This window comes from Stenotrophomonas maltophilia group sp. Smal12, assembly GCF_037079935.1.
Taxonomy (GTDB): Bacteria; Pseudomonadota; Gammaproteobacteria; order Xanthomonadales; family Xanthomonadaceae; genus Stenotrophomonas; species Stenotrophomonas sepilia.
Genome location: NZ_JBAWUK010000006.1, coordinates 104,557 through 121,730, shown reverse-complemented (window position 1 = coordinate 121,730; position 17,174 = coordinate 104,557). Strand labels below are relative to the sequence as shown.

General features: G+C 66.1%; 16 protein-coding genes. 2 read left to right on the top strand and 14 right to left on the bottom strand.

Going from position 1 to position 17,174, the window contains the following annotated elements:
• Window positions 1-2,510 (top strand): lanthionine synthetase LanC family protein (locus WDC87_RS04515; protein ID WP_336331284.1); only part of this gene is annotated, 2,510 nt, incomplete at its 5' end.
• Window positions 2,511-2,540: 30 nt separating this feature from the next.
• Here WDC87_RS04515 and WDC87_RS04510 read toward each other — a convergent pair.
• The 14 genes from WDC87_RS04510 to WDC87_RS04445 all read right to left on the bottom strand — a co-directional run bounded on the left by WDC87_RS04510 (window position 2,541) and on the right by WDC87_RS04445 (window position 15,414).
• The gene (locus tag WDC87_RS04510; protein WP_072167120.1) at window positions 2,541-4,253 is read right to left on the bottom strand and encodes a diguanylate cyclase; all 1,713 of its coding nucleotides are present in this window, start codon (window positions 4,251-4,253) and stop codon (window positions 2,541-2,543) included.
• Window positions 4,254-4,373: 120 nt separating this feature from the next.
• Window positions 4,374-4,568, bottom strand: coding sequence for a hypothetical protein (locus WDC87_RS04505; protein ID WP_061480303.1), 195 nt, complete (start codon window positions 4,566-4,568; stop codon window positions 4,374-4,376).
• Window positions 4,568-5,203 (bottom strand): DNA-3-methyladenine glycosylase, encoded by a 636-nt coding sequence (locus WDC87_RS04500; protein WP_088497572.1) that lies wholly within the window; start codon window positions 5,201-5,203, stop codon window positions 4,568-4,570. The genes WDC87_RS04505 and WDC87_RS04500 overlap by 1 nt, the downstream gene beginning before the upstream one ends.
• Before the next feature lie 72 nt (window positions 5,204-5,275).
• Window positions 5,276-6,235: a cation diffusion facilitator family transporter gene (locus WDC87_RS04495; RefSeq protein WP_072167118.1), complete on the bottom strand. Its 960-nt coding sequence runs from the start codon at window positions 6,233-6,235 to the stop codon at window positions 5,276-5,278.
• Window positions 6,236-6,304: 69 nt separating this feature from the next.
• On the bottom strand, window positions 6,305-6,874 hold the full coding sequence (locus WDC87_RS04490) for an AprI/Inh family metalloprotease inhibitor (protein ID WP_252745013.1): 570 nt from the start codon (window positions 6,872-6,874) through the stop codon (window positions 6,305-6,307).
• Between the two features lie 210 nt (window positions 6,875-7,084).
• A complete protein-coding gene (locus tag WDC87_RS04485; RefSeq protein WP_005416661.1) occupies window positions 7,085-7,342 on the bottom strand; it encodes a hypothetical protein in 258 nt (85 codons plus the stop codon).
• Complete coding sequence (locus WDC87_RS04480) at window positions 7,339-8,691, bottom strand: TFIIB-type zinc ribbon-containing protein (RefSeq protein ID WP_301655161.1); 1,353 nt, start codon at window positions 8,689-8,691, stop codon at window positions 7,339-7,341. The genes WDC87_RS04485 and WDC87_RS04480 overlap by 4 nt, the downstream gene beginning before the upstream one ends.
• A 20-nt stretch (window positions 8,692-8,711) precedes the next feature.
• Window positions 8,712-9,851, bottom strand: a complete 1,140-nt coding sequence (locus WDC87_RS04475; RefSeq protein ID WP_252745011.1) for an SPFH domain-containing protein — start codon at window positions 9,849-9,851, stop codon at window positions 8,712-8,714.
• Between the two features lie 137 nt (window positions 9,852-9,988).
• Window positions 9,989-11,293 (bottom strand): transporter, encoded by a 1,305-nt coding sequence (locus WDC87_RS04470; protein ID WP_252745010.1) that lies wholly within the window; start codon window positions 11,291-11,293, stop codon window positions 9,989-9,991.
• 49 nt (window positions 11,294-11,342) lie between these two features.
• Window positions 11,343-12,092 (bottom strand): hypothetical protein, encoded by a 750-nt coding sequence (locus WDC87_RS04465; protein WP_252745009.1) that lies wholly within the window; start codon window positions 12,090-12,092, stop codon window positions 11,343-11,345.
• 13 nt (window positions 12,093-12,105) lie between these two features.
• Window positions 12,106-12,810 carry a C39 family peptidase gene (locus WDC87_RS04460; RefSeq protein ID WP_072167149.1) on the bottom strand — a complete coding sequence of 235 codons (705 nt, stop codon included), beginning with the start codon at window positions 12,808-12,810 and terminating at the stop codon, window positions 12,106-12,108.
• A 100-nt stretch (window positions 12,811-12,910) separates the two neighbouring features.
• On the bottom strand, window positions 12,911-14,227 hold the full coding sequence (locus WDC87_RS04455) for an adhesin (RefSeq protein ID WP_252745008.1): 1,317 nt from the start codon (window positions 14,225-14,227) through the stop codon (window positions 12,911-12,913).
• A gap of 42 nt (window positions 14,228-14,269) precedes the next feature.
• On the bottom strand, window positions 14,270-14,887 hold the full coding sequence (locus tag WDC87_RS04450; RefSeq protein ID WP_252745007.1) for a hypothetical protein: 618 nt from the start codon (window positions 14,885-14,887) through the stop codon (window positions 14,270-14,272).
• The gene (locus tag WDC87_RS04445) at window positions 14,884-15,414 is read right to left on the bottom strand and encodes a hypothetical protein (RefSeq protein WP_227836738.1); all 531 of its coding nucleotides are present in this window, start codon (window positions 15,412-15,414) and stop codon (window positions 14,884-14,886) included. Before WDC87_RS04445 ends, WDC87_RS04450 begins: the two co-directional genes overlap by 4 nt.
• 397 nt (window positions 15,415-15,811) lie before the next feature.
• Here WDC87_RS04445 and WDC87_RS04440 point away from each other — a divergent pair, with 397 nt between their 5' ends.
• Window positions 15,812-17,167: a sigma-54 dependent transcriptional regulator gene (locus WDC87_RS04440; RefSeq protein ID WP_072167109.1), complete on the top strand. Its 1,356-nt coding sequence runs from the start codon at window positions 15,812-15,814 to the stop codon at window positions 17,165-17,167.
• Window positions 17,168-17,174 lie beyond the last annotated feature (7 nt).

Here is a 17,174-nt window from a genome sequence, read left to right as displayed (position 1 = left end):
GCTCGATCACCTGCTTCACCGCCTCTGCCCGGAACTCATCCGTGTACTGCTTGCTGTTGCCCATAAACACCTCGGTCATTGCCATCAATTATGGCAACCGGATGTCTACGAAAGGCTGGCCGGTCCAATGGTCGCGGTTCCAGCTTGGAAAGTTCATCACGCTCTATCCGGCAGGCGAGGCCCAGTTTCTCAGCCTGCTGGAACGGCTGCACGTACGTACGCAGCACCTCGGTGGACCACACATTCTTACTGATCGCCCGTACAAGGGGAGCAGTGTTGTCTACTATCGCTACGGTGCCCACTCGGAGGGCTTCCGACCCGACATCTATGGCAACAGGCAGCAGGGATTCCGGCTGGAGGATGGCTCTTGGCACGACGACGTGCGAGGTGCCCACTTCCGGCTCCCTCCAGGCTGCACGGACCCGGTGGTTCCGTTGGAGCGTCCTGCGGTCGATCCGCCGCCGGCGGAGATACTGCTCAACCAGCGCTACAGGGTGCTGGGCGCGCTCAAATTCAATGGTACAGGCGGCGTCTACCACGGCGTGGATATGGATACAGGCCAGCGAATCGTGATCCGCGAGGTGCGCGGCTTCGCCGGCTCAATGCAGGCACTTGCTCCGCATGTGCTCGTGGGCGGTATCCAGCGTGAGGCCAGGATTCTGCAGAAGCTGTCGGGCACTGGCTTGGTACCCGAGTTCGTGGCGCTGTTCAAGGAGTGGAACAATTGGTTTCTCGTCGAGGAACAGCTGGAGGCTTCGACGCTGTGGGACAGCGCAATGGACTTCTACTTCTCGGAGGAGCTGCAGACGGCCGCCGATGGCTTCAGGCGCATCCGGGAGAAGATTGTCAGCATTGCAGAGGCGCTCTCCGTCGTGCATTCACGTGGTGTCGTACTTCGCGACCTGACACGTAGTAACGTAATGTTCACCGCCGCCGGGAAGGTGAAGTTCATCGATCTCGAATTCGCGCATGAAATCGGTGTTGACGACCGCTGGGTGAAGGGGTGGACACCCGGATATGCATCGGCGGAACAGCGTGCGTCGCGGCGACCGACCGTGCAAGAGGATCACTATGCGCTGGGTGTGCTGATCCTGGATATGCTCACCTTCTGTGCCTCCGGTCTCGACCTGGCCCGTGGGCAGATCGTCGACGGAAAGTTGCCTCAGGTTCTGGCCGACCTAGGCCTGCCCGAGGCGCTGCGGGATATCGTGGTCGGGTTGACCGATCAGGATGCAGGCAGGCGCTGGGACATCGCCAAGACGTTGAAAGCGCTGGGCAACATTGAAGTGCCATCGCTACGGCGGGTGATGTTTCCGTCCCGCCAGGAGCTGCTGACCGCGCCGGTGCCGGCGCCCTCCGAGTGCCGGGCGCTCCAGGACATCCTTTCAGGGCTCGCGGCCTATCTGCACTCCGCTGTCGACACCGGGCGTGATGATCGTCTCTGGCCAGCCGGACCGCAGCTGTTCTTCACCAACCCGGTTTCGCTTCAGTTTGGCGCGACGGGAACCGCATGGTTCCTGCTACGGCATGAGGGGCACCTCGACCCGGCAATTCTTGACTGGATCCAGGACAGGGCGGTCAGTGAGCGGTGCCCGCCAGGGTTGTACTCCGGACTAGCCGGGGTCAGCCTGCTGCTGTTGCAGGCCGGGAGACGGGAAGCGGCGATGCGGGTGCGCGCGGGCGTCGCGCAGTCGGGCGACGCACTGGCAACTCCTAGCCTGTACTTTGGTGCGGCCGGACAGGGCCTGATGGACCTGCACTTCTGGCAGGCCACCGGTGATGGCGCTTACCTGTCATCGGCGATCAGCATCGGCGAAGGCCTGCTGGAAAGCTCCCGGCGTAGCCCGCAAGGTCGATTCTGGTCATCGCAGGGCAAGGTCTTCCTTGGGTTGGGTGATGGTCAATCCGGGATTGCACTGTTCCTTAGCTACCTTGGCGTGGCCAGCGGCGATGCCCGGTTCCTGGAGGCGGCGTCGCAGGCGCTGGATTACGATATTTCCCATGGCATCCGTGTGGCCGGACGGCTGTTCTGGAAGAATCTGGCGGATGCGCCCGCCAATGCGAGCAACTCACCGCACACACGGTTTGGTGCAGCGGGCATCGGTACCGCCTGCCTTCGCCACTTTGCTGCGACGGGTGAGGTGCGTTTCCGCGAGATTGCCCTGGAGTGTGCCTATTCGGTCCGATCAAGGGTGACCAACAAGTTGTGGCAGGAGAGCGGCAATGCCGGATTCGGTGAGTACATGCTGGACCTGGCTTGCGTCTTGGGGGATGAGCGTTACGCGAATGTGGCCTTCCATCACGCCGAGGCGATCGTACAGCACGCAGTTCCCATGCCCGTCGGGGTGGCGTTCGCGGGCCCGGCACATCACCGGGTCTGCAATGAGTACAGCGTTGGGGGCGCCGGCATCGGCATCTTCCTGGACCGGCTGCTGAAGCGCTCTCCACGATTGCTGATGCTGGATGGCCTGCTCGACCGACGGTCCGGTGCAGCGAGGCGACTTGCGTGAGCAGCGCGCGGTAGCGATCCGCGGGCGGTCCTAATCCTTCTGCGCGCGTGGCTCCCGACGCACGCGCGCGCGGGTTCGATACAGGCGGCTGTCCGCTTTCTGGATGGTGTCGGCCACCGGCTCGCCGGGCGTGTTGATGGCCGCACCCATCGAGAACGCGCTGGGCGAGAGCGCGGCGTGGTCCTGGTACCAATGCTCCAGTTCGCTCAACCGGCCGTCCGCAGGCGCGACCAGTACCACCATGAATTCGTCGCCGCCCAGACGCACCACCGTCTCCTCCTTGCCCAGCGGCGAGCGCAGGAAGGTGGCGAACTCGACCAGCACGGCGTCGCCACGCCGGTGGCCCTGGGTGTCGTTGATGTGCTTGAAGTGGTCCAGGTCGAACATCACGCAGGCCCAGCGCTCGTCAATCAGTTCATCCAGCCGGTGCAGGTAGCGCCGGTTGTAGCACTGGGTGAGCGGATCCTTGAAGGACATTTCGCGCAGCTGCTGCTCCTGCATCCGCAGCGCGGTGACGTCCTGTGCATGTCCCAGCACGTAGGGCGGGCTGGCCTCGCTGTCGAGCACGTTGTGGTACGCCCAGTAGTGGCGCGTACCGTCGGCGGCAATCAGCTCGATCACGCCAGCGTCGGTGTGGTTTGCCTGGATCCGAGCGAGGTAGGCCTTGAAGCCCTCGCGTTTTTCCGGCGGCATCAGGTCACACAGGCTGCGCCCGATCATCTGGCTTTCCTCGAAGCCCAGCGACTGCACCGCCGCGGGATTCACCGAGGTCAATGTGCCGTCCAGCGTGTGGGTGCAGATCAGGCCCAGGCTGTAGTGGAACAGTCGCCGGTAGCGGGTTTCGCTCGCTTCCAGCGCGTCCAGCGCGGCTCGTTCGTCCGTGATGTCCTGGATCGCCCCGACCAGGCGCGGATGGCCGTCGACCTGTTGCCGGCTGCCGACCACCCGGGTCCAGATCGCGCGCCCGTCGGCGGTGGTCATTGGCAGCTGCACCTCCCAGGACGTGCCTTCGTCGATGCAACGCTGCACTGCTGCCCGGATGATGTTGCGGCTGTCTTCGCGATAGAACGACAGCGCGGTGTCGAGCGTCGGTTCAAAGTTGCTGCGCACGCCGTGCAACTGCTTGGTCTCGCGGGTCCAGCGCACTTCGTTGGTGACCAGGTCCATCTCCCAGCCGCCCACCCGGGCGGCGCGGTTGGTGCGCTCCAGGAAGTCCTCACTGCGTTTGAGCTCACGATGCAGCGCCTTGGCCTGGCCCACCTGCGCCATCAGCGTGCTGCGCTGCTCCAGCACCTGGGTGGTGACCCGGGCAAGGTGCACCATCAGCTCGCGCTGGGACGGAGACAGCACGCCGGGCATCGGATCGAGCAGGCACAGTGTTCCGATACGCGCGCCGTGCGCCGAGCCCAGGGGGATGCCAGCGTAGTGGCGGATACGCGGCCCACCCGTCACAAGGGGGTTGGTGGAGAAACGTGGGTCCTGACGCGCATCGGGTATCTCGAACAGCTCGTCCTGGCGTATGGCATGGGTGCAGAAGGAAATTTCGCGGGCCGTTTCGCTGACGCTTTCAAGGCCGATGTTGGCCTTGAACCACTGGCGGTCTTCGGCCACCACGCTGATCAGGCCCATGGTCATGCCGGTTGCGGCGCGGGCGGCGGCGACGATGGCATCGAACACCGGCTCCGGGGGCGTATCCAACAGGTGCAGTCGTTCGATCTCAAGCAGTCGTTCGGCTTCGTCCATGGTGCTTTTCAGGGCAGGGTGGCGAGGGCGTTTGCGGCGGCTGTCTGGGACTACGGTAGTCGGTACAGTGTTATGTATCGCTGTGACGGGGTGATGTCGGCGTGAGGTGGGTGCGTCGGTTCAGTGCTCGCGCAGCGATGCCTGCAATGCGGTCGCCAGCGCCGCGTCCCCGGACACCAGATCCTGCCAGCGCAACGCAATGCCCTTGCGTCGCCCCTTCTCCGCCAGCTTCAGGCCTTCAGGGTCCACAGTCAGGGTGTAGGGCTGGCCATCGATCTCCAGTTCGCGTCGCAACGGCTTGTCGAGAGGTGTCATCAACGTTTCCTTGCGGGGGCGGAGATGCGGCGTCGCCGCACCGATACGTGACGGTGGTCACGGACGTGCCATCGCCACGGGAAATCCACGGCTCGGGTGATGCCGATGCGAGGACCAACTTCCGGGTCGGACGGAGGCGGGGTGCCATCGCTGGCGATCACGATGCCATGGCTGCCGGTCACCAGATCGGCGCCGTCGAAGCTGCGGTCCAACCCGAAGGCCTGCGAGAGCTTGCCGGGGCCACTGGCCAGATCGTGGTCGCGGCGCGCGGCGGAACGCAGCTCGTGCATGCGCTCCAGGCCCGCCAGCGGCTCGACGGCCCGCAGCAGCACCGCCACGCCTTCACCGGCCTCTCCGCAGACCACGTTGCTGCCCCAGTGCATGCCGTACGTGAAGTAGACATAGAGGTGGCCGGCCTCACCGAACATGCTGGCCGTGCGCGGCGTTGGCCCGCGATAGGAGTGCGCGGCGGGGTCGTCGCTGCCGGCATAGGCTTCAACCTCGACGATGCGGCCAGCGCGACCATCGTCGCGCACCAGCAGCTTGTTGAGCAGCTCCGGCGCAACGTCGGTCGATGGACGCCGGTAGAAGCGGCGCGGCAGGATCTGCAGGGAGGCGGGCAACCAATCCGGCACGGTGGTGGCAGGCTCGGGAGAAAGACCGTGGCACTGTGGCATCGATCAGGTGAAACGGGCGCAGACGCCGCGTCATTCCGGCGCAGGCGGTGCGGCCAATGCAGCGCGCCGGGCGGCATACACCTCCGGCGTCTGCGGCTTGATGAACAGTGCCACCAACTCCGGATACTCGCGCTTCACCGCCGTTTCGATGCGGGTGATGCAGGCTTCGATCTGCGGGGTCCGCCGGTCATCCTCGAACTCGGCGCTGAGCATGGCCACCACCTGTTCCGGGCCCATCTGCATGGTGGTCACCCCGTTGGCGCGGCGCAGATCCGGATCGGTTTCGGCCACCGCCATGATCCGCTCGGCCACTGCGGGATGGGCAGGCTCTCCGACCAGCAGGCCCTTGGTCTCACGGGCCAGGAGGAAGGCGGTGGCGGCCAGCACGCCAGCGATGCACAGCGACGCAACGCCATCAAGCACCGGCATGTCCAGCACCTGCGCGGCCACCAGGCCGATCAGTGCGAAGCCCAGGCCCAGCAGGGCCGCGCTATCCTCCAGCAGCACGGTAAAGGTGGAAGGATCCTTGCTGCGGCGGAACGCTTCGAAGTAGCCAAGTCTGCCCTTGGTGCGCCGGAACTCACGCAGCGCCACCCACCAGGAAGCCCCCTCGAACAGGATGGAGATGCCCAGCACGCTGTAGCTCAACGCGTGGTTGGTGGCCGGCTCCGGCTGGCGGATGTGCTGGATACCTTCGTAGGCCGAAACGCCGGCGCCGGCAGCGAACACCAGCAGGGCGACGATGAAGCTCCAGAAGTACAGTTCGCGGCCATAGCCGAACGGATGCAGGGAATCCGGCGCCTTGCTGGCACGGCGCAGCCCGTACAGCAGCAGAAGTTCATTCAATGTGTCGACCAGCGAATGCACGCCTTCGCTGAGCATGGCCGAGCTGCCGGAGATGCCGGCTGCGATGAACTTGGCCACGGCAATGGCCAGATTGCCTGCAAGGGCCGCATAGATGACGAGACGGGAGCCAGTGGGAGCGGACATTTCGGTGGCGGGGTGGGGCGGATGCCTGATCTTCCCGATCAGCGCGTGCCCACTGCGTGCACGGTGCGATCAGCGCCCCTTGGGATTGAGATACAAGCGCGCACCATCCGATTCACGGTACCCCGTCCAGCGTCCGCCGCCCGACGCGCGGAAGCGCCCGAATACGGTGTTGCTGGTGTCAGTCAGCAGCAGCTGGTTGCCCGACAGCACCCAGCGGTTGGCCGAGAAGAAGCCATCCGGGCAGCCGGCAGGCACATAGGCACTGTAGCCGCCGAACCACTCGATGTTCTTCAGCTCGATGGTGCAGGTGCTGCCGTTCTCCTGGCCCAGTGTCCAGTTGCCGACCAGGTCGCTGTCGCGTGTATCGCGGTCATCGCGCCAGTCGTCGTTGTTGTCATGGACGCCGAAGTCCACGTCGATGCCTTTGCTTTCGCTGCGCGATTCGGATTGCGAGCTGCCACTGCTGGTGGTCTGCATGGTCATCGAGCCACTGTTCTGGATCTCGGTACTGCTCGAATGGGTGGTCTGGTCGGTGCGGGCGGTCTGCTGGCCGAAGCAGAACGAGGCCTCCTGGGCGAGGGCGGGCAGCGCCAGGCAGCACAGCGCGAGCAGGCAGGTACGGGGGAGCACGGCGGCCATTGCAGCATCCTCGGCAGGTTGGATCGCGCGAGTATCGAACCGGTAGGGCGGGAGGCGGTGTGAGGGCGCGCCCTGAGGCAAGCCAGCCAAGAACAGGTGCTGTCCGCTGAAGGGTCGTGCCGGCCGCTGGCCGGCTCCCCTTTGACGCCCAGAGACCGAAGGAATGCCGGCCCGCGGCCGGCATGACCCGCAGCCAGGCATGGCCTGGCGCTACTGATCCGGCTTCACCCTTGCCACCCGTTTCCGGTACTCATACACGTTGTCACCGCGGATACGCTTGTCCTCGGTGCCGGTGATCCGGCCGACCTGCTGGTCCGAGCCGGTGACCGGTTTGGCCTCGATCTCGGTCTCGTGTTCGAAGGAGTGCGATTTGTCGGTGTTGCGGTAATAGCGGTACAGCGCCCAGTACAGCGCGGTTGCGCCGGCCGGACCTGCCGCCAACAGCCAGAGGCCACTGTCGTCGCTCATGTCGATGCCACCAGGAAGGCAATTGCGAGGGCTTCAATGACGGTGCCGGTGGCCAGGGCCGCCAGCAGCATCTTCCATTGCTGCACGGGCACACTGCCCATGGTTTCGCCGGTACGGCCGTTCACTGCGATGTAGTGCAACATGCCGCCGTTCCTTCCGGGCTGGTGATACGAGTACAACCACACCGGCAGGTACATCGACACCCAGCGCGTTCCATGCACCTCCAGCTGCTCCTGTTCCCAACGCACGCCACGGTTGTAGCGCCTCACGGAACCTTCCACCTGCGCGCGGGCGATCGACAGCAGCTGGTCTTCCAGCCGCGGCCGCAGCTTCTCCACGTCGAGGTTGCGCTTCTCAGAGGTGAAGCCAGCCAGGTATGAGGCGTTCCATTTCACCGCGTTCTTGGTATCGAACGGCAGGATGGTGTTGATGATGTTGTTGGTGTTGGCGCGGGTATCGAGATTCCCGCGCTCGGCCGAGGATTCAAGGGGCAGGTCATCAACCGTGAAATCCACCTGGCGTTCGACCTGGTAGACATCGGCGTCGTACAGGGTGCGCTTGTTCTTCTCGGTGCCGACCGTGTATTGCCGGGTCTGGATCTCGCCCTTGCCGGCCACGGCCGCGCTGACGTTGCTGTCCACGATCATGTAGGGCAGGAACACGCCCACCACGTTTTCCGGGGTGAACTGCTCCTTGAACGCTTTCAGCGCGAACATGCGGCGCTTGTCGACGAACTGGCGGATGCGCGCGACCGCATCGTCCTTCTTGATGTGGAAGGGCAGCACCGCATCGGGCACCGCACCATTGCTGATCTGTTCGTTGACGCCGAATACATGGCGGCACCAGTGGCAGCGCGCCGTCATCGTGCTTTCGCTATTGACCGTGACTTCAGCGCCGCAGCCCGTGCACTTGAACGTCATCAACGCCGAGGTGTCGGCGTCGATGTCACGCGCGCCGGAGGCGATGACCGTGCCACGCAGCTGGTCGATGGCCTCGCCCAGCCCGAATTCCTCCTCGACCCGCGCGCCATGCCATTCGTGACGGCAGTACAGGCAGATGAGGATATCGGTGCCGGCCTTGGGCCGGATGTCGGTGGCGCCGCACTTCGGGCAGCGGTTGAGGCCGTCCTTCAGCTCGCTGGCCGAGGTATCAATGGCCACAGGATCGGGCGCTTCCACTTCATCACGGATGGCCTGGGGCAGCTTCGAGGTGTCCAGCGGGAAGCTGCCGGGCAGGGGAGGGACGTCCTGCGGCGAACCGGGCCCATCCAACGACGCCGCCGGCAAGGGCGGCGGCGTCGCGGGCGTGGATCCGGGCAGCGGCGGTGGGCCGTTTCTGGGATCGGACATGTGGGTTGTGCGTCCTGCTGTTACAGGCCCAGCGCCTTGGCTTTCAGGGCGTCGTAGTCGCCCTGGGTGATCAGGCCCAGGTCCAGCATTTCCTTGGCCTTCTTCAGCTTGGCCACCGGATCGTCGGCAGCCGGCGTGACCGGCTGCTGCATGCCGCCGACACCGAACATGCCCGAGGCCATGCCGACACCGACCAGGCCAGCCGCACCGCCGTTCTCGCCGGCCGACTGGATGCCCTGGGCGACGCTCGCCTGCAGGTTGGAATTACCGCGCGAGCCAGACAGTGCATCTGCGCGCTGCACGGTCTTCAGCAGTTCGCGGGTGTTGGCGTCGTACTCGATCGAGACAATGGCGGTCTTGACGATGGCCAGGCCGCGTTCGGACTTCCACTGGTAGCCCTGCTCGACGGCGGCCGACAGGCTCTGTGCAAAGCCCAGCGAGTCCTGCTGCAGCCTGGTGATGCGGTTGCCCTTGCCCGGATCGTTCGTGTACAGGCTGAAGGCCGGCGCCAGCGAACCGACCACTTCATTGAACAGCTGGCTGGCGGCGGCGTTGTCCAGGTCGGTGAAGTCGAACACCTGGCCCGGCTGCAGGTAACTGGCCGGCACGAAGTTCTTCACGAACAGGATCGGATCGACGATCTTCAGCGTGTAAGAGCCACGCGTGACTGCACCCACCTGGGTATTGAGGAAGCCGTCGTCCCAGTAGATTTCCGACTGGGTCCCGAAGCGGTTGTCCGGCAGCTCCTTCAGCGAGACGAAATAAGCCGCCTGCTGCGAACCGGGCTGGCCGCCGAACTTGAAGCGTTCCCAGCTCTGCTTGATGAAGGTGCTGACCAGACCGTCGCCGGCGAAGATCGATTGCGAGTTCAGGTCGTCCGAACGCCACTCGTAGCCGCCCGGTTCGGCGACGAACGCGGTGATCGCGCCGTCCTGGAACAGCAGCAGGCCGTAGCCCTCCGGCACGACGATCTTCGAGCCGTTGGTGATGATGTTGGACGAGCCGCTGGTGTTGGAGCCGCGGCCGGCGTTGGTGCCGCGCGGCACCGCCGCGAACAGGGCCGCCGTCGAGGGCAGGCCCGTGGGCACGGTGTAGAAGTCCTTCCACTGGTCGGCCAGCACACCACCGACCGCACCCTTCACCGCCTGTACCAGACCCATGTCCAACTCCCTGTGATTCGAGGGCAGGCACCATGCCTGCCGAGCTGGGCTGAATATAGCAGCGGGCAGGGACCGCTGTGGTGCCGGAAGATGAATCCAGGCCCTGCCGGGGCGCAGGACCGTGCCTGGCGCTGTCTCTACAACATGTACGGGATCTTGAAGGCGAGCGTGAAGTCCGGTGCATCCGGGGTCAGCCCGATGCCGAGCAGGGTCACCAGTGTGGTGTGCTGGTTGAGCGCGTAGGTCACGCCCAGATTCAGTGATGCCGCGTTGGCGTCGCTGCCGATCACTTTCATCCACTTCCCGCCTTGGAAACGGGTGGAAGCGCGGGCGCTGATGCGGTCGCTGAAGGACAGGCTGAGGCTGGTGCGCTCGTTGAACGCAAAGGCCACGCCAGCGCCGAAGTAGACCGCGCCGCCGAGCTTCACGTCACCCGGGTTGACCGTGTCGGGGTTGCTGTCGATATCACTGAAACCACGCGGGAACGAATGCACATAGCCGACGTTGGCGAACAGGATTCCCGGATCGGCGGTCTTGACCATCGACAGGCCCACATTGGCCTGCCACACGCCATTGCCGGTGGGCTGTTCCCTGGGTACTGCGAAGCGGATGTAGTCATCGTCGTCGCGCTCGATCACCTTCCAGTCCAGACCGTAGGGTGCGCGCCCGGTAGGGGCGGTGACTCCGGCGGTGAGCACCGTTTCCGGGCGCCAGCCGCGTTCGCCGAACAAGCGGTAGTTCGCACTCAAACCGATATCGCCCAGCCCGTTGCCATTGGTTTCTTCCTGCGCGATCGCGGCCGCCGCGCCGCCGGCGCCGCCCTTCTGGTAGACGGTGCGCCGCGCCAGGTAAGGCACGTCCAGGTTGAGCGTCAGGTTCGGGCTGACACCCCACCGTGCGGCCAGGTTGTAGGTGAGCGAATCGGATTCAACGTTCTCGATGGCGATGTTGCCGAGGAAGATCGCGTCCAGCGCCAGGAAACCATTGAGGGTGAGCTGCTTGCGGTCGTAGCGGGCGTAGGTGAGGCTGTTCTCGACGGTGAAGCGGCGCGAGAACAGCGCCGACTGCTGTTGTTTCACATCATCCACGCTGCGCCGCGATTCCTGCTTCGCCTGCTGTGCCTCGGCCGCCGTGCTGGCGTAGCCCTCGCTACCCTGCGACGTCTGTAGCGTCGAGCCATGCTCGACTGCTGCGCCCGTTGCCGCCGCCGTTGCCGGCCCGGTGGGCCCCGTGCGTCCACTCAATCGCGCCTGCATGGCCTGCACCTGCATGTCCAGTTCGCGCAGCCGCCGCACTTCCTGTGCGTAGTTGGATTTGAGCTGCTCCAGCTGGTTGGCAAGTGCCTGCACGTCGCCGCCATCGTCCGCCGCTGGCGGTGCGGCAAAGGCGGTGCCCGCCAGCGCCGCCAGCGCCAACGGGGTGATCCTCATCAAGGTGTGCATGTTCGTGTCCTGCGTTGTGGAACGCTTCCCCCAACGCCGTGCCGTGGTGCTATCGGCCCGGCCCCATGCCGCGGTTCATCGCAATCGCCTGGGCCACGTTCTGGCTCAACGGCAGGTTGCCGCCCGCGGTATCCCGCACCAGTTCCAGCCGCAGCTGGTTGCTGGCGATCTGGCCGTCACCGGCCAGGGCGATGCCCTGGCCGACGCTGCCGTTACGTATCCATTGCTGGACCATGCCCTGGCCCTCCACCTGCAGCTGCAGGCGTGCCTGGTTGCCGTCCAGCACTGCGGAGGCCGAGACGCCTGCACCCTGCGCACTGAGCGAATGGGCACCGTCATCCGAAAGGCCCGGCACCGTGCCGTTGCGCACCACCAGCGTGGTCGCATTGCGGGCAACGTTGCCATCGCCGGCCACCTGCACGCTCTGCACCAGGCCATTGGCGTTGGCCAGGCCGGTGCTGTCGATATGGCGGCCCTGCGTGTCCGGCAGCGGCGAATCTGCGGCAGTCACGTGCACGCTGGGCTGGAAGCTCAGTTTCGGGCTGCCGCCGCCGCGGAAGTCCATGCCCAGAGTCAACGCACCCTGCAATACGTTTCCGTTGCCGGCCTGCCACTGCGAGACCATCGTCACCCCGAACCACGCGACGGTATTGCCGCCCACGGTGTAGCGGCCGCGCATCAGGTTCAGTTCGGGATCCGGAATTTCCTTCAGGCCGCGTCCCGGCGCAGCATCCGCCGCCTGCAGGGGCAGGGCGGGGCTCGCCAGCAGCAGGAGCATCAACAGACGGCGGCGGAACATGGCGGAACCTCCTTCAGAACAGGTCGGCGTGGCTGAAGCCGAAATCGACCAGTTCGGCATCGGTGATCGGCCCCTGTCGCGCGTAGAGCGCGCGGGCACTGGGCCGTTCGCTGGGTTGCAGCAGGACTGTGTTGCGATCGAAATCACTGCCGATCACCACGAATACGGCACGCGATGGCCACGCAGCGAGGAATTCAGGCAGCGCCAGGCTGCGGTTGCCAAGGATGGGATCAGCCACCTCGACCACACCGCCGCGCACCTGCTTGAGCACCACGAAGTGGCGGAAGCCGCGCACGTCCATCAGCACAAGACCCGGAACCCGAAGCGTGCGCAGGCGTGCCTCATCGATGCGATAGCCGCGCCCGCGCATGCCCAGCGACTCCACGTAGCGCTTGATGTCGAGCAGCGAGAAGCCACGCTCGGCCACCAGCGCCGGGTCGGACACCCCCATCATCCCTTCGATCACCGTCGCCTCGTCGGTGTCCAGGTGGTAGGCATGGCGCAGGACGGTCGCCAGTGCGGCCGCTCCGCAGCTGTAATCGGTGTGCTGGCGTACCACGTTGCGGTAGCGCCGTTCCTGCATGCTCTCCACCTTCTGCTGCAGCAGCGCGCCATTGGGCAGTACGCCGGCGAAGCCGACGTCGCCCGCCCGCGCGGACGCGCCGCCCAGCAACAGCAGGCAGGCCAGCAGGCGTATCGAGAGACGGTGGCCGAACATCGCATTCTCCGGCAGCAAGGGGGAGCTCCTGTCCCAAGGGGGAGGAGGAACAGGAGCTCCCGGGGAACCCGGCCATTGGCGGACGGCCGGGGTGTTGCGCTTACTCGCCGCTGCCACCACCGCCGCCGGTGCTGGGCTGGGCGACTGCCAGGGCCAGGCTGTTGGCCTGCAGGTTGCCGGTGCCCGCGGCCACGTTCACGCCGATGTTGCCCGAGGCGCCGGAGAAGGCGCTGCCCGACAAGGCCGAGGTGTTGGTCGCGTTGACGTTCACCCAGCGCGTGGTGCTGACCGTGCCGCTGAGGCTGGCATACAGGTCGGCCACGCCCAGTTCGACGAACTGGCTGGTGCCACTCTCACGCGTATCGAAGCCCAGGCCACCCACCCCCGGCCGGTTGGGGTTCATCGTGGCGTTCTGGATTTCGTCGTCCAGATCGATATGGCCGGTGCTGCTGCCACCCGGGTGTGGCAGCTCCCCACTCCAGGTATCCAGATAGTAGTTGGCCATCTGGTAGGCGTTGCCGGTACCGCGGTAGGTGCCCGCGCCATAGGCCAGGGTCAGGCCGCTGACGCCGCCACGCATGCCGACCTGCACGGTATCGGTGTAGGACTGTACGAAGCCGGCGTTGCTGACCGTGTTGCCGGTGGAGACCTGGTTGGAGCTGATGCTCGACTGCGCCACCGCGGTGGTCGCGACCGACGCCGCCAGCGCGTTCTTCTGCTCGTTGTTGTTGCCCGAAGCAATGTTGACACCGATGTTGCCTGACGCACCGCCGAAGGCATTGCCACCGAGACCTGCGGCATTGGTGACGCCGGAGTTCATGGTCGCGTTGCCGAAGCCGGCCTGGTTGACGAACACCTCGGCGTCGGCCATGCCGAAGCTGAAGGACGCGTCGGCGGCGGACAATGACGCGGCATTGTCCTGGGCGTTGTTGTCGCCCGATACCACGTTGAAGCCGAGGTTGCCGGAGGCACCTGCGCCCACGCTGTCACCGATGGAGGCACTGTTGGTGACCAGGCTGTTGCTGGTGGCGTTGTTGCTGATCGACTGGCGGTTGTCGATCACGGCAATGGCCGCCGAGTCGAGGTCGATGTCGCCGGTGATGTTCGGGTCGCCGGAGAAATTGATGTCGGTGCTCAGTCGCAGGTCCTTCTCCAGGTTCACGTCGACGCCGTGGTTGTTCTTTTCCTTGCGTTCGTCGGCCTGGATGGCGCTGTGCTTCTGCACATTGACGTTGACGGTGCGGTTGCGCACGTCGTTGTCGGTGTGGTTGTGCGTCTCGTTGCGGGTTTCGCTGACGGTGTGGGTGTGGTTGATGTTCGCGTTGGCGTTCTGGTTGTCCCAGCCATTGGCCGCAGCGGCGGTCGAGGCAGTGGCAATCGCCATGGCGAGCATGGTCCGTTTGACGGTCGCTTTCATGGTGCCCTCTCTCTCATCAGTGGTGCATCGGTTGGGTGGTTGTCACGGGCGGTCCTGCACGACCAGGCCCAGCACATTGGCCGTGTCATTGCCGCTGCCCGCGATCTGATTGAGTTGCAGGACCCCGTCGAATCCCCGCAGCGCGGTGCTGGTGACACCGGCGCTGCGGGTGCCCGTCGCGACGCCGCGACCGGCGTCGTCCCGCCCCCCTGCCAACGCGGAACCCTCGGCGGCCAAGGCCGTATCGTCGGTTTCGCGTATGCCCTGTCGGGCCAGCGTCGCGCTGACGACGTTGAGCGTCGTGTTGGCGATGCCGCTGGCCTGGTTGATGGATGCGATGCCGCTGGCACCGGCCAGCGCCTTGCCATCGATGACGGCAGTGGCGTGCAGCGGTACACCCGGCACGCGGTTGCCACCGCGCAGTTGTCGGTTGCCGATCGAGACGTCGGCATGTTCGCCCGTGGCGATGCCGCGCAGGTTGGCCTGCAGATTGAGGTCGCCCGCCGCCTGGTTGACCGCGATGGCGCCGTTCGCGCCGGCCAGTGCATGGCCGTCGATGCGGGCAACGTCGAGGTAGGCGAGCATGCCGCTGTAGTCATCGGCCTGCGCGATCAACGGCGTGGCAGGCAGGATCAGCAGCAGCCAGTGCGCCCGCCTCACTTGCCACCTGCCGGGGCCATGCCCTGCAGCGGGAACTGGCCGAGCGCGCCGCGCACGGTCTCGCTGATGCCGCGGGTATTGTTGCCGACCGCGCCGAGCGGCCCGCTCATGGCACCACCGAGACTGCTGCCGACCATGCCGTCACCGTTGCGGCCGAGCGTACCGCCCAATGCCTGCTGCGTCACACGTTCGACCGTGGTGCCTGCGGGTGCGGTGGCTGTGGCGGCGTGACCTGCCCCCATGCCTGCGTAGTCCTCATCGCTCAGCTCGTCCATCCCGTTTGCCGGGGCACCCGCACCGAGGGCCGCCGCGATCTCGCGCTGGGGTTTCGGGTCGGCGATCAGCGCCATGCCGGGCGGCGCCATGCGATAGGCCGGGCGTGCGGACACATCACGCAACAGGACGATTTCGCCCGGTTGAGCCTTCACGCCCTGGCGCGCACCGGAGGCAGAGGCGCTCGCGCCAACCGACAGCAGGGCCACAGCCAGCGTTGCCAGCAAGCCGCGAATGGGGGTGATGCCGTCCATGCCGATCTCCCGTGGTGGGTGCGGCGGAAGCACGCATCAACCGTGCCAACCCTGCAAGGCTTGGCTGCCTTGGCGTCAGGCGCTGGCAGGCGCAGGGGGCTGCTGCCGCGCCGTTACAGCGGCGTCGGAAAAATGTTGGGATCGCGCTGTACCACGCGCCGCAGGGCAAGGCGGGCGCCCGACTGTCACACGGGTGTTACAGGTGCCGTCGCGGACTGTAACGATGCCGCTTCAGCCGGTGGTCTCTTGACGTGGCGCTCATTGCGCCGCCGTTTAGCGCAGCGCTAGGATCCGCCCATCAAAGGCCGCTGCGGTGGCCGTAGAGGGTCCCGGCGGAGGGCGGCACGCCGGCGATTGCCTGACAGTCCGCCGACGGTGTCCGGATGCTGGGGGAAGCATGGCGGCGGTCCCGGAGGCTTCTACATCACGTTGCGTGCTCTGGTTCGGCGAGCCGCTGGCGAACGAGCGCAGCGCGCTGGCGGCCGCAGGCTGGTACGTGCGCCGCATCCATCCCGACCCGGCGATGGCGATCGGGCTGCGCGGGCGTGATCGGCTGGTCGCTGTGCTGGATCTTCGCCATCTGGATACGTCCGCGCTGCAGTTGCTGGCGCCATGGATCGAACAGCACGTGCATCTGCCCTGGATTGCGGTGCTGCCACCCGGCGCGGGGCCCACGCCTGCAGCGTGGCTGCCCTTGCTGCAGCGCTGCATCTCGCGGTTCACGCTGCCTTTCGGCCTGCAGGACCTGGTGGCTGCGATGCGCCAGCAGTTCGACGCGGATGATCCTTCTGCCAGCGAGGTATGCGCCGGCCAGGGGCCGCGCACACTGATCGGCGAGAGTCCTGCGTTGCATGCGGTGCGCAGCGTGCTGCACAAGTTCGCGCCGGTCGAACTGCCGGTGCTGGTCACCGGCGAAACCGGCACTGGCAAGGAGCTGGCGGCTCACGCGCTGCATGCGTTGTCCGGCCGTGCGGGCAAGCCGTTCATCGCGGTCAACTGCGGTGCCATTCCGGCCAGCCTGGTGCAGTCGGAGCTGTTCGGCCACGAGCGCGGCTCGTTCACCGGCGCCGACAAGCGCCAGATCGGCGTATTCGAAGCCGCACACGGCGGCACCGTGTTCCTCGACGAGGTGGGCGACCTGCCGGCGGAGGCGCAGACCAGCCTGCTGCGCGTGCTGCAGGAAGGCACCTTCGAGCGTGTCGGCAGCAGCCAGCCGCTGCGTGTGGATGTGCGGGTACTCGCCGCCACCCACGTGGAGCTGGAACACGCGGTGGCGCAGGGTCGGTTCCGCAGCGATCTCTACTATCGGCTCAATGTGCTGCGCCTGCTGATGCCGCCCTTGCGCGAGCGTGGCGCCGATGTGCAACTGCTGGCCGAGCACTTCCTGCGCTGCTTCCGCCTGCGCCACAGCGTGCGTGCACGTGGCTTTGCGCCCGCTGCGCTGCAGGCGATGCGACGCTTCGGTTGGCCCGGCAACGTGCGTGAACTGCTCAACCGGGTGCAGCGGGCGGCGATCATGGCCGAAGGCGAGCTGATCAGCGAGCGTGACCTTGAACTGGGTGGGGCCGAGCATGCGCCGCCGGGCGCGATGCTGCAGGATGCCCGCGGCCAGGCCGAGCGCGATGTGCTGCTGCAGACCCTGCGCCAGACCGGCTACAACGTCTCCGAGTGCGCACGGCAGATGAAGATCTCGCGGGTGACCGTGTACCGGCTGTGCCGCAAGCATCGTCTGGAACTGCCGGCGCAGCGTTGAGTGCGGA

What these genes read in the sequence shown, in the direction of transcription:
- WDC87_RS04475 (WP_252745011.1), bottom strand. Translation starts at nt 9,851, where the DNA reads ATGGGTCTGGTACAGGCGGTGAAGGGTGCGGTCGGTGGTGTGCTGGCC.
- WDC87_RS04495 (WP_072167118.1), bottom strand. Translation starts at nt 6,235, where the DNA reads ATGTCCGCTCCCACTGGCTCCCGTCTCGTCATCTATGCGGCCCTTGCA.
- WDC87_RS04490 (WP_252745013.1), bottom strand. Translation starts at nt 6,874, where the DNA reads ATGGCCGCCGTGCTCCCCCGTACCTGCCTGCTCGCGCTGTGCTGCCTG.
- WDC87_RS04445 (WP_227836738.1), bottom strand. Translation starts at nt 15,414, where the DNA reads ATGGACGGCATCACCCCCATTCGCGGCTTGCTGGCAACGCTGGCTGTG.
- WDC87_RS04470 (WP_252745010.1), bottom strand. Translation starts at nt 11,293, where the DNA reads ATGCACACCTTGATGAGGATCACCCCGTTGGCGCTGGCGGCGCTGGCG.
- WDC87_RS04510 (WP_072167120.1), bottom strand. Translation starts at nt 4,253, where the DNA reads ATGGACGAAGCCGAACGACTGCTTGAGATCGAACGACTGCACCTGTTG.
- WDC87_RS04465 (WP_252745009.1), bottom strand. Translation starts at nt 12,092, where the DNA reads ATGTTCCGCCGCCGTCTGTTGATGCTCCTGCTGCTGGCGAGCCCCGCC.
- WDC87_RS04485 (WP_005416661.1), bottom strand. Translation starts at nt 7,342, where the DNA reads ATGAGCGACGACAGTGGCCTCTGGCTGTTGGCGGCAGGTCCGGCCGGC.
- WDC87_RS04440 (WP_072167109.1), top strand. Translation starts at nt 15,812, where the DNA reads ATGGCGGCGGTCCCGGAGGCTTCTACATCACGTTGCGTGCTCTGGTTC.
- WDC87_RS04460 (WP_072167149.1), bottom strand. Translation starts at nt 12,810, where the DNA reads ATGTTCGGCCACCGTCTCTCGATACGCCTGCTGGCCTGCCTGCTGTTG.
- WDC87_RS04455 (WP_252745008.1), bottom strand. Translation starts at nt 14,227, where the DNA reads ATGAAAGCGACCGTCAAACGGACCATGCTCGCCATGGCGATTGCCACT.
- WDC87_RS04480 (WP_301655161.1), bottom strand. Translation starts at nt 8,691, where the DNA reads ATGTCCGATCCCAGAAACGGCCCACCGCCGCTGCCCGGATCCACGCCC.
- WDC87_RS04505 (WP_061480303.1), bottom strand. Translation starts at nt 4,568, where the DNA reads ATGACACCTCTCGACAAGCCGTTGCGACGCGAACTGGAGATCGATGGC.